We start from the raw sequence: 15,651 nt of genomic DNA, 5'->3' as shown, positions 1-15,651 counted from the left end.
GGTTGGGGAGAGGGGCAACGGGACTCGACGAATCTATGTCGATTCCCACGGTTCGCGTCGCGCTTCTCACTTGTTCGCAAGGAGTTCCCGTCTGCTTGTATCAAGGGCTGCCATCCCCGCTCCCCAACTCTCCCCCACCACAGAGAGCGATTGGGGCGCCGCCGCTCTGCTCCCCTCTCCCACCGGGAGAGGGGGCGGGGGAGAGGGTCGGGCGAAGCTACGTATGAGGCTGGACAGACACACACCAGGCGCAAGCAACCCCGGCCCGGCCACCTGCGACTGCCCTTTCGGACACTATGCTGCAGCGCACAAGCGGTTAGAATCGGCGCAGCTTTTCCTGGAGGGAATGGAATGACTCAGCAAGCGGCCGCTGCGGGCGGCAAGAACAAGGTGTTTCCGAGCGCCGACGAAGCCTTGAAGGGCCTGGTGGCCGATGGCCAGACCTTGGCTGTAGGTGGCTTTGGTCTGTGCGGAATTCCCGAAGCGCTGATCGCCGCGCTGCGTGATTCGGCGGTCAAGGGGCTGACGGTGATTTCGAACAACGCTGGGGTCGACGGCTTTGGTCTGGGTCAGCTGCTGAGCACGCGGCAGATCAAGAAGATGATTTCATCCTACGTCGGCGAGAACAAGGAGTTTGAGCGGCAGTTCCTGGCCGGTGAGCTGGAGCTGGAGTTCAATCCGCAGGGCACCTTGGCCGAGCGTCTGCGCGCCGGCGGCGCTGGCATCCCGGCCTTCTTCACCCGTACCGGCTACGGTACCGTGGTAGCCGAAGGCAAGGAGACGCGGCAGTTCGGCGAGCACTGGTATGTGATGGAAACTGCGCTGCAGGCCGATGTTTCTTTGGTCAAGGCATGGAAGGCCGACAAGGCCGGCAACCTGTTGTTCCGCAAGACTGCACGCAATTTCAACCCCGCCTGCGCGATGGCTGGCAGGATCTGCGTCGCCGAGGTTGAACAGATCGTTGAAGTGGGCGAGATCGATCCAGATCAGGTCCACCTGCCCGGCATCTACGTCGATCGCATCGTGTTGAATGCTGCGCCAGAGAAGCGCATCGAACAGCGCACCACGCGAGCGGCGTAGGGCGGATCTTGACCCGCCGATGGAGCGGGCCGGTTTCGCCGCGCTAGCTGAAAGTCACTCAACACATTGATAAGCGACGTAGTCGTAGGGCGGGCCCAGGCCCGCCAATGAAGCTGACGAGAACCCAACACATTGATAAGCGTGGTCGCCAGCGACGACGCAATTCGGCGGGCCAGGGCCCGCCCTACGGAGAACAACATGGCTTGGAATCGCGATGAAATGGCGCAGCGCGCCGCTAAGGAGCTCACCGACGGCGCTTACGTCAATCTCGGTATTGGCCTACCCACCCTGGTGGCCAACTTTATCCCTGAGGGCATGGACGTTTGGTTGCAGTCGGAGAATGGTTTGCTCGGTATCGGGCCGTTTCCCACCGACGCGGAAGTCGATGCCGATCTGATCAATGCCGGCAAGCAAACCGTCACCGCGCGCGCCGGTGCCAGCTATTTTGGCTCGCACGACAGCTTTGCCATGATTCGTGGCGGGCATATCGATCTCGCCATTTTGGGCGCCATGCAGGTCACCGAGAAAGGCGATCTGGCCAATTGGATGATCCCCGGCAAGATGGTCAAGGGCATGGGCGGCGCGATGGACCTGGTAGCTGGGGTGAAACGTGTAGTGGTGTTGATGGAGCACACCGCCAAGGTTGGCGACCACAAGATCCTGCCGGAGTGCACCCTGCCGTTGACCGGTGTGGGTGTGGTCGATCGGATCATCACCGAACTCGGTGTGTTGGATGTCACCGACAACGGACTGAAACTGGTGGAGCTGGCGCCGGGCGTAAGCAAGGAAGAAATCGCCGAGAAGACGGGTTGCCAGGTGCATTGATCGAAGTGCTTGGCATGACTCAGCTGGCTTCGACACGCTCAGCCAGCGTCTGGTGCACCGGGCCGGTGGTTTGCCTGGCTTCGACGAGCAAGCGTCTGACGCGCCGAGGCTGGAGGATGCGCTGGCTGAGCTTGTCGAAGCCAGCCGAGCAATTGCGAACACTTTGGGGTTTTCGCTAACGCTGTACCATTGGGCCGCTGTCAGTCAGCAAGGTGACAAAGGCCAGCGAGACGAAGCAGGACGAATTGATGCTATCGATGTGATTTCTGTGACGTTCAACCTTGCTGGCTACGTTCAGCTGGCTTCGACGAGCTCAGCCAGCGTCTGGCGCGTTGAGGGTCGTGCTTGCGCTGGCTGAGCTTGTCGAAGCCAGCCGAACACTGCGACCACCTCGGGTACTCGCCTACGCAGCATCGTTGGCCTGCTATTAGTTAGCGAAGCGTCATCGTGCAGCGAGATGAATCAAGGGGAATCGACGCTGTGCGGGTGTTCCCTGTGAGGTTCAACCTTGCTGGCTACGTTCAGCTGGCTTCGACACGCTCAGCCAGCGTCTGACGCACCGGGCTGGTGGTTTGGCTGGCGTCGACGAGCTCAGCCAGCGTCTGACGCGTTGAGGCTCGTGCTTGCGCTGGCTGAGCTTGTCGAAGCCAGCCGAACCTTTGCGCATGCCTTGGGTACCCGAGCGCGGCACGCCGTGTTTCGCTATGCTCTGGCGACTCCTGCAGCCTGCAAGCGCTGATGCCATTCATGTACATCCTCCGTTGCGCGGACGGCAGCTTCTATACCGGCAGCACGTGGAATCTCGAGCAGCGCCTGTGGCGTCACGAACACGAGGGCGGTGCGCGATTTGTCGCCAAGCGAAGGCCGTTTGAGTTGGTCTACGTCGAGGAGACCGACAGCATTGAAGAAGCGTTTCTGCGAGAGAAGCAGATTCAAGGATGGAGCCGCAGGAAAAAACTTGCATTGATCGACGGGCAGCATGATCAATTGCCGACACTGGCGAAGTTTCGTAGCGCACCAGGGCACGATTGAGGCGAATCGATGCTATCGATGTGATTCCTGTGAGGTTCTACCTTGCTGGCTACGTTCAGCTGACTTCGACAAGCTCAGCCAGCGTCTGGTGCACCGGGCCGGTGGTTCGGCTGGCTTCGACGAGCAAGCGTCTGACGCGCTGAGGCTGGAGGATGCGCTGGCTGAGCTTGTCGAAGCCAGCTGAACATGTCTGAACACCTACGGCACCTGACAATAGGTCTTGTGCAGCACGCCGATAATGTCGCGTACTGGCCCTTCGGTCAGCGAATAGTAGATCGTCTGCGCTTCTCGTCGGGTGTTGACCAGGCCCTCTTCGCGCAGCACGGCAAGATGCTGCGATAGCGCTGATTGCGACAGATCCAACATGGCGTTCAACTCGCCCACCGCGCGTTCGCCTTCGGCCAGCATGCACAACACCAGCAGGCGGCGATCATTGGCCAGGGCCTTCAGCAGCCGTGCGGCGTCGCCGGCATGGGCGCGCATCTCGGCCGCCGCGGATTGGATCGAGTTGCCTGCCTGCTTCTTGGTCATGAGATTTCACTGCTGAGGGTTCGGGGAGTCAGGCGTGTCGCGCCGGTGTATGCACGACACCCGCCTGGCGTCGGGCCAACCGCACCTGAATCCGCTTCGTTAGTTTAGTTGAATCTAATATTCGAATCCATTACATTAGCATTGTCTAAACTAACGGGGTATGCCATGAACATCGATCGCGCGGTATTCGCCCTGGCCGGCGCCATGGTGCTGCTCAGTCTCTTGCTGGCGCAATGGTGGTCGCCCTGGTGGCTGTTGCTGACCGCTTTCGTCGGTCTCAATCTGCTGCAATCGGCCTTCAGCGGCTTCTGTCCGGCGGCCATCGTATTCGCCCGACTCGGTATCAAGCCGGGTTGTGCCTTCTGTCCGCAAACCTGAGCGAGAGCATCGACATGTCCCTGCCGCGAGTCTTCCTTTATCTGCTGCCGGCACTGTTGGCCCTGAGTGCCTGCTCGCACGAACAGGCCGTGCCACCCAGCACGCCATTGGCAGATGTGCCGTTTGCAACCGCTACCGTGTCCTCGACCGCGGCACAGCGCGAGCGGGTCTGGGATGGTGTGGTCGAGGCGGTCAATCAGGCCACGCTGTCGGCGCAGACAGCGGGACGAGTGCTGGAGCTGCCATTCGACGTCAACGACTACGTCAATGCCGGCGAGGTAGTGGTGCGCTTTACTGATGTCGAGCAGGCCGCCGCACAGCGCCAGGCCGAGGCGGCTCTGCGTGCGGCGGAGGCCGGCTTTGCCGAGGCCGATGCTGAGTTTCGTCGCATCGAAGAAGTCTACGGCCGCAAGCTGGTGTCGCGCGCCCAGTTCGATCAGGCCACCGCACGTCGCGCCGCTGCGCAGGCGCAGTTGCAAGCGACGCAGGCGGCGCGCAAGGCCGCTGAGGAACAGCTTGATTACACGGTAGTCAAGGCGCCGTACTCGGGCATCGTCACCGCCCGCCATGTGGAGGTGGGCGAAACCGTTCGGCCAGGTCAACCATTGATCTCTGGGCTGTCGCTCAATCAGCTTCGGCTTAACGTGCAGATTCCGCAGTCGGACGTAACCGCGATTCGCCAGCATGGCAAGGCCGCGTTGCTGCTGCCGCAGGGTCGTCGGGTTGAGGCGAGCAAGGTGACGGTGTTTCCGTACGCCGATCCCAGCACCCACAGTTTCAGCGTACGAGTCGAATTGCCCGAGGCCGAGACCGGTCTTACCCCGGGCATGACGGTCAAGGTGGCCTTCGCACTGGGCACCGAGTCGCGCATGCTGATTCCCGCCAGCGCCCTGCTGCAGCGCAGTGAAGTGTCTGCGGTGTATGTGGTGGGCGAGGCCGCGGTAAAGCTGCGGCAACTGCGCCTCGGTCATCGATTCGAGGATCAGGTGGAAGTGCTGTCGGGTCTGAGCGAAGGCGAGCGCATTGCCCTGGATCCGCTGGCCGCCTTGCAGTTCGCGGCTGATCGACGACGCGGAGCCGATCATGACTGACATCACGCCAAGAATGGGGGTGTCTGGTCGCCTGGCCAGCGCCTTTCAGGCCAATCCACTGACGCCGATCCTGGCGCTGGCTGCCCTGTTGCTTGGTCTGATCGCGGTGCTGATCACGCCGCGCGAGGAAGAGCCGCAGATCGACGTCACCATGGCCAACGTGTTTGTTCCCTTTCCCGGGGCACCCGCGGAGGATGTTGAAAATCTGGTCAGCTATCCGCTGGAGCAGGTGCTGTCGGAAATCGAGGGCGTCAAGCACGTGTACTCGCTGTCGCGGCCGGGCATGGCCGTGCTGACTGTGGAGTTCAGCGTCGGCATCAAGCGCGCCGACGCCATTGTGCGGTTGTACAATCAGGTGTTCTCCAATGCCGACTGGGCCGCGCCGGGTCTGGGCGTCGGGCAGCCCCTGGTGCGACCGATGGGCATTGATGACGTGCCGGTGATGAGCCTGACCCTGTGGACCGATGATCCTGCACGCGGGGCCACCGAGCTGGGCGAAGTGGCACACAGCCTGGAAACCGAGCTCAAGCGAGTGGCCGGCACTCGCGATGTCTACACCATCGGCGACCCACAGCGCGCTGTGGTGGTGGAACTTGATGCTACGAAGCTGGCCAGCTACGGCATCGCCCTGCACGATCTGGCCGCCGCACTGCAGGCGGCAAACCTGGTGCAGCAAGCCGGAGAACGGGTCAGCGCCGAAGGTCAACGGCCACTAACCGTCGGCACCTATCTCGCTGATGCCCAGCAAGTGGCGGAACTGGTGGTGGGATTGCAGGAGGGCAGGCCCTTGCTGCTATCTGATGTGGCTGAAGTACGCGCCGGCGCCGATCTGCCCGTCGCCTATGTCTGGCACGGCGTGCCGCGCGCGTCATCCAGCGCTGCGCCGGCCACCGGTCTGGCGCCGGCCGTAACGATCGCGATCGCCAAGCAGCCGGGTGCCAACGCGGCCGATATCACTTCGGTGATTCGCCATCGTCTGCAAGCGTTGCAGGGCACCTTGATTCCAAGCGGCGTGCAGGTCGAGGTCACTCGCGACTATGGTCAGACCGCCAATGACAAAGCCCTGAAGCTGATCGAGAAGCTGATCTTTGCCACGGCTGCGGTGGTGCTGCTGGTGCTGCTGGCGCTGGGCTGGCGTGAGGCCCTGGTGGTTGGAGCCGCGGTGATCATCACCTTGGCCCTGACCCTGTTCGCCAGTTGGGCGATGGGCTTCACCATCAATCGGGTGTCCCTGTTTGCCTTGATCTTTTCGATCGGCATCCTGGTGGACGACGCCATCGTGATCGTCGAGAACATTCATCGGCACATGCAGGACGGCGGCAAGCCGCTGCTCGAAGCGATTCCGCTGGCGGTCGATGAGGTCGGCAGCCCGACCATCCTCGCTACTTTCACCGTGATTGCCGCGCTCTTGCCCATGGCCTTTGTCAGCGGGCTGATGGGGCCGTACATGCGACCGATTCCGATCAATGCCTCGGCTGGAATGCTGTTGTCCTTGGGGGTGGCGTTGACGATTACTCCGTACCTGGCGTTGAAGTTGTTGCGTGCGCATGTCTTGCACCCCTCTCCCCTGGCGGGAGAGGGCCTTAATAGCAGATTGCACGTGTTGTTCCATCGGGTGATGGGGCCATTCCTGCATCCTCAGCGTGGCGCGCGCCGACGCTGGGGCCTGCTGATTGCCATCCTGCTGGCGCTGGGGCTGTCGGTGGCACTGGCGGCGGCCAAACTGGTAGTGTTGAAGATGCTGCCGTTCGACAACAAGTCGGAGTTCCAGGTGGTGGTGGATATGCCCGAAGGCAGCACCCTGGAACAGACCAATGCTCTGCTGCTGGATCTGCTGACGGTGATTCAGCGTGAGCCCGAAGTGACCAGTTACCAGGGCTATGCCGGCACCTCGGCGCCGGTCAATTTCAATGGTTTGGTGCGGCAGTACTATCTGCGCGAAGGGGCGAATGTCGGTGATCTTCAGGTCAATCTGGTCGACAAGTCGGAACGCTCGCGCAAGAGTCATGAAATCGCTCGCGCCCTGCGTCCGGCCCTGGCCGAGATCGCTGCTGGCTATGGTGCATCGCTGAAGGTTGTGGAGGTGCCGCCGGGGCCGCCGGTGATGGCGCCGCTGGTGGCTGAGATCTACGGTCCTGACACCGCGCGGGCTCGCGAGTTGGCGCTGGCCTTGCAGGCCAGGTTCGCCGACACCGCAGGCGTGGTGGATGTCGATACCACGGTGGAGCGCGCCGCTGCGCGTGAGCGCCTGGTGGTCGATCGCCAGCGCGCCGCCCGGCTCGGTGTAACCCAGGCAGCGATCGCCGATACCCTGCGCGCGGCAGTCAGCGGCATCGACGCCACCTATCTGCGTGACGGTGCCTCCAAGTATCCGGTGCCGGTGCGTCTGCGCGTGCCGGCTGGTGACCAGGCTTCGTTGGATCAATTGTTGGCCTTGCGAGTGAGTTCGATCAGCGGCCGACTGGTGCCCTTGTCGGAACTGGTGGTGGTAGAGCGCTTGCAGTGGGAGCCGGCCATCCACCACAAGGATCTGCAGCCGGTGGTGTATGTCACCGGTGATGAGGCCGGCGATCTGGACAGCCCCTTGTACGGCATGTTCGATCTGGTGGCGCAGATTGCCGATAGCGGTATCGACGGCCAGTCCATCGAGCAGCACTTCTTTGCCCAGCCCAGTCAGGACAGCTTCGCCATCAAGTGGGATGGCGAATGGCAGATCACCTATGAAACCTTCCGTGACATGGGCATCGCCTACGCCGCTGGCATGCTGCTGATCTATCTGCTGGTGGTGGCACAGTTCAGAAGCTATGCCGTACCGCTGATTATCATGGCGCCGATTCCGCTGACTGTGATCGGAGTGATGCCGGGGCACGCCTTGCTGGGTGCGCAGTTCACCGCCACCAGCATGATCGGCATGATCGCTCTGGCTGGCATCATCGTGCGCAATTCCATTCTTCTGGTCGACTTCATTAACCAGGCGTTGCAGCGTGGGCAGGAGCTGGAGCAGGCGGTGATCGATGCCTGCATCGTGCGGGCGCAGCCGATTGCACTGACCGCCGTGGCGGCCATGGCCGGCGCGATGTTCATCCTGGACGACCCGATCTTCAACGGACTGGCCATTGCCTTGATCTTCGGCATTCTGGTCTCCACCTTGTTAACCTTGGTGGTGATTCCCCTGCTGTATTACGTTTATCTACGACGGCGCGAGGCGCACTGATGAGCGACGACGAACTGCTGCTGCTGGCCTGTCCGCACTGCCATACCCTGAACCGCTTTCCGCAGGCCAAGCTTGAGCAGCATCCGAGCTGCGGCCGCTGCCACAAGGCGATGTTTGCCGGTGAGCCCTTTGCCCTTGATGCGGACAACTTCGACGCCCATGCGCAGCGCTCGGATCTACCCTTGCTGGTCGATTTCTGGGCGCCCTGGTGCGGGCCCTGTCTGGCGATGGCGCCGGCCTTTGCCCAGGCCGCGCAAACGCTTGAGCCCTGGGTGCATCTGGCCAAGGTCGACACCCAGGCGGTGCCGCAGCTGGGCGCACAGTTCGGCATTCGCAGCATTCCCACCATGATCCTTTTTCATCAAGGTCAGGAACTGGCACGACAGTCCGGAGCGATGCCGGCGGGCCAGATCGTACAGTTCGCTCAACGCGCATTGCACGAGCATTTTTCTTGAGGAATCTGTGAACACGTTCAGAGATTCCCGCGGTGCACGGATGCACCGCTGCGATCACAAGTGGCTGATCAGCGGATTCGAGCGAAGCTCGCGTCTGAAAGGTCCAGGATGGACTTGTTCAGACGTTCATTAACTGTTTGGTGCGTTTTCAACGCAGCGCGAAAAGGGCGATCAGCACATGTCGGAAACCCAGGAATTCACCATCACCGTTGAACAGGAGCAGGACTACGTATTTCGCATCCAGTTCGACGATACCGCCGCGCCGGATCTGTTCAGCGACGAGCCTGAACCCTTGGGCGGCGGTCAGGGGCCCAATCCCTCGCGTCTGCTTACTGCCGCAGTAGCCAACTGCATGAGCGCCAGCCTGCTGTTCGCGTTGCGCAAGTTCAAGAATCAGCCGGGAAAACTGCACACCCGGGCCAAGGCCACTCTGGGGCGTAACGAGGCCGGGCGACTGCGAGTGGAGAAGATCGATGCCGAGATTCGTCTGCCGGAGTCGGCCGACAGCTATGCCAATCTAGATCGGATCCTGGCCCAGTTTGAGCAGTTCTGCGTGGTAACCGAATCGGTGCGGCATGGGGTGGAAGTGAATGTTAGCGTTGCAGATGCCGACGGTAAGCTGCTGCATGGCGTCACCTGATTCCGTTGCCGGCCTTGTAGCCACAAGGGTGGGCTGTCGCCCACCAATTCCGAGCGTCGCGGCTGTAGCGGAATGAAGGTGCTCAATGGCTCCGCGCTGCGGATCCGCCAAGTTTGGCAAGCAGCTGCTCGGGCTCGGGATGCAGAAGGTGCACCCAGCCGTTCGGCAGGCGGGCGATGGCGCGTACGCCGAGGTCGCTCAGCTTGTCGCTGTCGACGTGAGCGAACTCGGCATCGCGCACCATCAGGCGACCTGAGGCACAGCGCGCGGCGCTGTCGGACGTGGTCGCTGCGATGTCCGCTGCCTTCGATGATGCCACCGGCGTCGGTGTGCGCTGAGCGGACGTAGCCATCGCGCGCCGTATGTCGGTGGCGACCTGATCGGCGATCGGGCCGAGCACGACTTGAAGACCATCGCTGCCGACCTTGATCATGCCGCGCGCGCCCAGCGCGTTGAGTTGTTCGGCGCTGACCGCCTCGCGATCATTCAGCAGCAGGCGCAAACGGGTGGTGCAGGCATCCACTGAGCGCAGGTTCGCCGCGCCACCCAGTGCCCGCACGAAGTCGTCGCCGGCTGAACCTGCCGCTTGGGTGGTGATTGGTGTCGAGTCGAGATTGTCGGGTTCGCGGCCCGGTGTACGCAGATTGAAGCGGACGATGCACCAGCGGAACAGGCCGTAGTACAGGCCGAAATACACCGCTCCCACCGGCAGCAGCAGCCAGGGCCGGGTGGCGCGATTGAAGTTGAGGAGGTAGTCGAAGGCGCCGGCGGAAAAGCTGAAACCGAGCTTGGCGCCGAGCAGATCCATGGTCACCATCGAGGCGCCGGTCAGCACCGCATGCACGGCATACAGGGCCGGTGCCAGAAACATGAAGCTGAACTCGATCGGCTCGGTAACGCCAGTGAGAAAGCTGGTCAGTGCCATGGACACGAACAGGCCGGCCACCGCCGGGCGGCGTTGGGGCTTGGCACTGCGATACATCGCCAGACAGGCAGCGGGTAGGCCGAACATCATCACCGGGAAAAAGCCTGACATGAACGCGCCGGCGGCCGGATCGCCAGCGAAGAAGCGTTTCAGGTCACCACTGGCGCCGCCGAAATCGCCGATCACAAACCAGGCCAGGTTGTTGAGGATATGGTGCAGGCCGGTGACGATCAGGACTCGGTTCAGCACGCCATAGGCAAACAATCCGATTTCGCCGGAGGACACCACGGCCTGGCTCAGGGCATCCATACCGCTGGTTAAGGCCGGCCAGGCGAAACCGACCACCGCAGCGACACCCAGGGCGCAGAGGCCGGAGGCAATCGGCACAAAGCGACGACCGCCGAAGAAGGCCAGATAGCTGGGCAGGCGAATCTCGCCGTAGCGGTTGTACAACAGGCCGGCGATCAGGCCGCTGACGATGCCCAGGGGCACGCCAAGCTTGGCCATGTCGGCGGCCGGCACCTGCAGGATCGCTCGGGCGCCTTCGCTGGCGACCAGGAAGCCGACCACGCCGGCCAGGCCGCTGGCGCCGTGGTTTTCCTTGGCCAGGCCCACCGCCACGCCGATGGCAAACAGCAGACCTAGGTGGGCGAAGATGGCATCGCCGGCCGCTGCAACAAAGGGCATGTTAAGGAGGTCGGGTTGGCCGAAGCGCAAGAGCAGGCCGGCCACCGGTAGTACGGCGATCGGCAGCATCAGGGCCCGGCCCAGCTGCTGGCTGGCGTCGATCAGCTTCTTCATCCGACATTCTCCAGAGTGGCGAGTGTGCTGGGTTGCCAGTGGCGGAGCAGCTCACGCACCTGATGGGCGCTGGACTTAGCCAATGCCTGCCGTGCCAGGGCTTCACAGTCGGCCAAGGCCAATCGCCGCACCTGTGCTTTCAGTCGCGGCACCGCGCTGACCACCACCGATAGTTCCCGCAGACCAAGGCCCAGCAAAATCGGCAGTGCCTGCGGATCAGCGGCCAGACCGCCGCACAGCGATACCTTCTTGCCGGCCTCGGCGCCGGCCCGCGCCACCTCGGCCATCAGTCGCAGCACCGCTGGGTGCAGGCCGTCGAGTCGGGCGGCGAGTTCGGCGTGGCCGCGATCCATGGCCAGCACATACTGCGACAGATCATTGCTGCCGATGCTGAGGAAATCAGCTTCGCGCAGAAGCTCTGCTGCCAGCAGGGCCGAGGCCGGGGTTTCGATCATCACGCCCAGGGCCGGTTGTTGCTCCAGGCCGATTTCACCGGCCAGGGCATCGAGGCGATCGCGAATCTGGCTCAACTCGTCAGGGTCATTGACCATTGGAATCAGGATGCGAATCTGCTCGGCGCGCTTCAGTTCCAGCAGTGCGCGTAACTGCGTGTTCAGAATATCGGGATGGCGCAGCCCGGTGCGCACGCCGCGCAGGCCCAGTGCCGGATTGTCTTCGGCTGGCAGCGGCAGGTAGGCGATCGGCTTGTCGCCGCCGGCATCCAGGGTGCGAATGGTCAGCGGCAACTCGCCGAGGGCCTTGGCAAAGGCCAGGTACTCGCGCTTCTGGGTCGATTCGTCCGGTGCCTGACGGCGGTCCAGATAGAGGAACTCGCTGCGCAGCAGTCCACAGCCTTCCGCGCCGCGCGCGGCGGCACGCTCGGCTTCCTCCAGCGAGCTGATATTGGCCAGCACGCGGATGGCGACACCGTCCAGGCTCAGGCAGGGGGCGCGGGCAGCAGCCAGCTCGGCGCGTTCGCGTTCGGCCTGCTGCTTGAGACTGCGGCTGACGGCATCGCGTTTGGCGCTGGGTGGATCGATGTGCAGGGTGCAGGTGTCGCCATCGAGGATCAAGGGCGTGCCGGTTTCGATCGCCAGCACGGCGCGTCCGGCTGCGACCAGGGTCGGGATGCCGCGTGAGGCGGCCATGATGGCGACATGCGAGGTCGAGCCGCCACGGGCCATGACGATGCCGGCGAGCTGACTCAATTCCAGACGCATGAATTCCGACGGCAACAGCTCATCGGCAATGACGATCGATTGCGCCGGCAGCTCGCGCTTGGCATCCACCGCCTCGCCGGCCAGCACCCGCAGCACCTGTCGCTCGAGGTCACGCAGATCGGCGGCGCGGGCGCGCAGATGCGGATCGGCCAGGGCATTCAGCTCGGCACAGACCGCGCGGGTGGCTGCACGCCAGGCAAAGGCGGCGGACTTGCCCTCAGTGATGCGACGCTCGGCCTCGTCCTGCAGTTGCGGATCCTGCAGCAGTTCGAGGTGAGCGGCGAGGATATCGGCCTGCTCACCGTGCGCGCCTGCCAGCATGTGTTGCAGGTGATCCAATACAGATCGTTTCGCCGACTGCAACAGGGTTGCGGAATCTTCCTCGGCGCTCGCCTGTTCGACGATGTCCTGCTCTTCCGCCAGCAGCGGCATGGCCACGCCCAGTGCCTTGCCGTGCACGGCAGTGACCGCCGATATCGAAGCGTTGCTTGGCAGTGTGGCGGGCTTGCCGGGCCTGGCGCTCGGCGGCGCCAGCAGCGTCGCCGGCGCCAGCAGGCCGGCCAGCGCATCAAGCGCGGCGCTGGCTTGCTCGCCGCTGGCATCCACCTCGACCGTCTCGCCGCAGCGCAGTCCGAGTGCCATCAGGGCGACGGTGCTGTTGAGGGCGGCGGTGCGCCCGTGCGCCCGTAGGCTGAGCTGGGCGTGGAAGCCGCGCATCGCCGCTACGATCTGTGCCGCCGGGCGGGCGTGCAGCCCGTGTTCGAACGGCACGTTGAATTGCCGCGTCAGGCGCGGGCCGCAGGCCTGATCCTGGGTAGTCGCCGAAGACTCCACCAGCAGTTCCATCAGCTCATCGCCGACGGCAACGGCGCGCTTGATCTGGCGACTGACCACCTTGCCGGCCGCGGCCAGGATGATCGGAGTGACCGCGCTCGGTGCGCGTTCGACCAGGGCCTGCAGATCAAAGCGCAGCAGGGCCTGGCCGACTTCTACCCGTTGCCCGACCTGCACCAGACACTCGAAGCCTTGTCCGTTCAGCGCCACGGTATCGATGCCAACGTGCATCAACAGGTCGGCTCCGGGGGCGATGCGCAGGCTGATCGCGTGCTGGGCGGCGGCACTGAGCGGCAGGACTTCGCCCGCGCAGGGCGCACAGAGCAGTTCGCTGGTCGGATCGATGGCCACGCCATCGCCGGCCATGCCATCGGCGAACACCGGGTCGGGTACGTCGCTCAGGGCCATGGCCCAGCCGGCCAGCGGTGCTTTGATTTGCAGTCGGATCATCGAGGCTCCAGTTGCACCTGCTCGATCACCCACAAGGGATCGAGCGTGGGTTGGGCAAAGCGGAAACAAAGATCGGCATCGCGCCCCAGAACAGGCAGATTGATCGAGGCCAGGGTGCTCACGCCATCGTTGCGCGCCGCGCTGCCCAGCGGCAGGCGGGCCAAGGGCTCGCCCTCGCAGTGCTCGGCAAGGACCAGCAGTTCGCCGCCCTGGTAGTGCGGCTGAGCCAATCGTATGGCGTCCTTCGCCGCGCCGATCTGGAAATTGAATGGCACCTGGCCAACCCGCGCACGCAAACGCATCGGCTGGCTAAGATCGATTCCCGGCCAGCGCCAGCAGGGATTCTGGATATCGACGGCAAACACCGCCCGTGGGCCGTGAATCGGCGCATCATCTTCCAGACCCAGAGCGATGTTCTCGGTGCAAAGCGTCAACTCGCGACTGTGGCGTTGCAGGCTTGGTGTCGGTGCTGGCGCGGCGGTCGGTGTGGCGGATGGCTCAGCGGCAGCGAACGGATTGGCTGCACCGATACCCACGGCGGCATAGTGGGCAAAGAAGCCCTTGAGGCGCTTTCGGAACTGCGCGAAGTCGCGCCGCTCGGCCGCGCTCCAGCCCAGTTCGGCGACCGCCGCAAGGCGCGGAAAACCCATATGGGAAACGCGCCGTTCAGTGCGGATATGTTCAGTCCATAGGTTGCCCTGAATGCCCAGCAGTCGCTTGCGTTGCTCTGCGTTGAGGGCTGGCGGCAATGCTTGAAAGCCATAGACCGTGGCCAGATCGATGCTGCGCAAGCGACCCGGTGGCTCGTCAATCGCGCTGGATTGCTGGTTGTCGAAGTACAGGGTGGGCCAGGGTGACAACACGGCGTCGTGCCCTTGCTTGGCGGCGGCGATGCCACCCTCGATCCCGCGCCAGCTCATCACTACCGCGTTCGGCGCCAGTCCGGGTGTGAGGATTTCATCCCAACCGATCAGTCGCTTGCCACGTGATTCGACATGACGGGCGATGCGCTCGGTGAACCAGGCCTGCAGACGGTGGGGATCATCGCCGGGCAAGGTCTCTAGCAGCTGCTTGCCGCGGGCACTGGCCAGCCATTGGTCGGGCTGCACTTCATCGCCGCCGACATGCAGATAGGGCGAGGGAAACAGGGCGGCGACTTCGTCCAGTACCTGCTGGAGGAAGACGAAGCCGTGCTCTTCCAAGGTGAACAGGTTCTGGTAAATGCCCCAGTCGGCCGGCACCTCGGTCACACTGCCGGGCACGGCCGCCAATTCGGGATAGGCGGCGATCGCTGCGCTGGCGTGCCCGGGCATATCGATTTCCGGCACCACCTGGATGCCCAGGTCGGCGGCGTAAGCGATCAGCTCAGCCACGTCGGCCTGGGTATAGAAACCCCCATAACGTCGAGCTTCACCGGTGGCCGGGTCGATATCCTGTTGGCCGGCCCCGGCCGGTACGCGCCAGGCGCCGACCTCGGTCAGTTTCGGGTAGCGCTTGATCTCCAGCCGCCAGGCCTGGTCATCGGTCAGATGCCAGTGGAAGACGTTGAGCTTGTGCAGGGCCATGGCATCGAGAAAGCGCTTGATATAGCCGATGCTCTGAAAATGCCGGGCTGAATCCAGCATGGCGCCGCGCCAAGCGAACTGCGGTGCATCCTCGATCAGCATGGCCGGCAGCGATGCGTTTTGCTTCCAGCACAGCAGCTGTGCTGCGGTCAGCGCGGCGTAGCGCATGCCCGCCGAGTTGGCGGCTTGCAGCTGAATACCCTGCGAATCGATGCGCAGGCGGTAGGCTTCGCCGGCGTCGGCGCCGAGCTCCGCTTGAAGCAGAGCGATGTCCGCCGAACTGCCAGTTTCAGCGAGCTGCAGGCGTTGGCCGCACAAGCGGTCGGCAAAGCGCATCAACACGTGCGCGGCCTCGGCATGCTGGCCGGCGGCCACCGTATTGACCGCGGTTGCCGGCAGCTCTCCCTGCAACCAGGTGAGCGCCGCTGGTCGCGGCACCAGGGGCGGCTCGAGGCTGGCGGCAGGAGCTGTATGTGCCGCCAGTAGCAGGGCAAATCCCAGACCGCGACGTCCGCGTCGACCTGGGGGCACTGCTGCGGGGGAAGGGATTCGTTGCATGGTGTGCGTGAGTGTAGCTCTTGCTCTAGAGCCCCTCTCCCCTGGAGGGAGA

General features: G+C 63.6%; 12 protein-coding genes. 8 read left to right on the top strand and 4 right to left on the bottom strand.

Going from position 1 to position 15,651, the window contains the following annotated elements:
- Positions 1-351 precede the first annotated feature (351 nt).
- The 3 genes from IFO71_RS03875 (at position 352) to IFO71_RS03865 (ending at position 2,937) form a co-directional block, all read left to right on the top strand.
- Positions 352-1,080 carry a CoA transferase subunit A gene (locus IFO71_RS03875; protein ID WP_192028224.1) on the top strand — a complete coding sequence of 243 codons (729 nt, stop codon included), beginning with the start codon at positions 352-354 and terminating at the stop codon, positions 1,078-1,080.
- 198 nt (positions 1,081-1,278) lie between these two features.
- Positions 1,279-1,905, top strand: a complete 627-nt coding sequence (locus IFO71_RS03870; RefSeq protein ID WP_192028223.1) for a CoA transferase subunit B — start codon at positions 1,279-1,281, stop codon at positions 1,903-1,905.
- A gap of 747 nt (positions 1,906-2,652) precedes the next feature.
- Positions 2,653-2,937 (top strand): GIY-YIG nuclease family protein, encoded by a 285-nt coding sequence (locus IFO71_RS03865; protein ID WP_232371292.1) that lies wholly within the window; start codon positions 2,653-2,655, stop codon positions 2,935-2,937.
- Between the two features lie 198 nt (positions 2,938-3,135).
- On the opposite strand, the gene IFO71_RS03860 is transcribed toward IFO71_RS03865, so the two are convergent.
- Positions 3,136-3,468, bottom strand: coding sequence for an ArsR/SmtB family transcription factor (locus IFO71_RS03860; protein WP_192028221.1), 333 nt, complete (start codon positions 3,466-3,468; stop codon positions 3,136-3,138).
- 165 nt (positions 3,469-3,633) lie between these two features.
- Between IFO71_RS03860 and IFO71_RS03855 the strand changes: the two genes are divergently transcribed.
- From IFO71_RS03855 to IFO71_RS03835, 5 genes are all read left to right on the top strand, one after another.
- Complete coding sequence (locus IFO71_RS03855; protein ID WP_192028220.1) at positions 3,634-3,846, top strand: YgaP family membrane protein; 213 nt, start codon at positions 3,634-3,636, stop codon at positions 3,844-3,846.
- 14 nt (positions 3,847-3,860) lie between these two features.
- Complete coding sequence (locus tag IFO71_RS03850; protein ID WP_192028219.1) at positions 3,861-4,937, top strand: efflux RND transporter periplasmic adaptor subunit; 1,077 nt, start codon at positions 3,861-3,863, stop codon at positions 4,935-4,937.
- The gene (locus IFO71_RS03845) at positions 4,930-8,151 is read left to right on the top strand and encodes an efflux RND transporter permease subunit (protein WP_192028218.1); all 3,222 of its coding nucleotides are present in this window, start codon (positions 4,930-4,932) and stop codon (positions 8,149-8,151) included. The genes IFO71_RS03850 and IFO71_RS03845 overlap by 8 nt, the downstream gene beginning before the upstream one ends.
- Positions 8,151-8,606 (top strand): thioredoxin TrxC, encoded by a 456-nt coding sequence (gene trxC, locus IFO71_RS03840; protein ID WP_192028217.1) that lies wholly within the window; start codon positions 8,151-8,153, stop codon positions 8,604-8,606. The genes IFO71_RS03845 and trxC overlap by 1 nt, the downstream gene beginning before the upstream one ends.
- Before the next feature lie 178 nt (positions 8,607-8,784).
- Entirely contained in the window at positions 8,785-9,246 is a 462-nt protein-coding gene (locus tag IFO71_RS03835; protein WP_192028216.1) for an OsmC family protein, read from the top strand.
- Positions 9,247-9,328: 82 nt separating this feature from the next.
- Here the strand turns inward: IFO71_RS03835 and nagE are convergent, their stop codons facing one another.
- From nagE to IFO71_RS03820, 3 genes are read right to left on the bottom strand one after another with little or no spacing between them, the layout of a single operon-like run.
- The gene (gene nagE / locus IFO71_RS03830) at positions 9,329-10,972 is read right to left on the bottom strand and encodes an N-acetylglucosamine-specific PTS transporter subunit IIBC (RefSeq protein WP_192028215.1); all 1,644 of its coding nucleotides are present in this window, start codon (positions 10,970-10,972) and stop codon (positions 9,329-9,331) included.
- Positions 10,969-13,476: a phosphoenolpyruvate--protein phosphotransferase gene (gene ptsP / locus IFO71_RS03825; protein WP_192028214.1), complete on the bottom strand. Its 2,508-nt coding sequence runs from the start codon at positions 13,474-13,476 to the stop codon at positions 10,969-10,971. The genes nagE and ptsP overlap by 4 nt, the downstream gene beginning before the upstream one ends.
- The gene (locus tag IFO71_RS03820; protein ID WP_192028213.1) at positions 13,473-15,479 is read right to left on the bottom strand and encodes a beta-N-acetylhexosaminidase; all 2,007 of its coding nucleotides are present in this window, start codon (positions 15,477-15,479) and stop codon (positions 13,473-13,475) included. Before IFO71_RS03820 ends, ptsP begins: the two co-directional genes overlap by 4 nt.
- Positions 15,480-15,651 lie beyond the last annotated feature (172 nt).

Origin of the sequence: Pseudomarimonas arenosa (assembly GCF_014841215.1) — a bacterium.
GTDB classification, from domain to species: Bacteria; Pseudomonadota; Gammaproteobacteria; order Xanthomonadales; family Xanthomonadaceae; genus Pseudomarimonas; species Pseudomarimonas arenosa.
The sequence above is the reverse complement of the archived record's forward strand: the minus strand, read 5'-3'. Positions and strand labels throughout refer to the sequence as shown.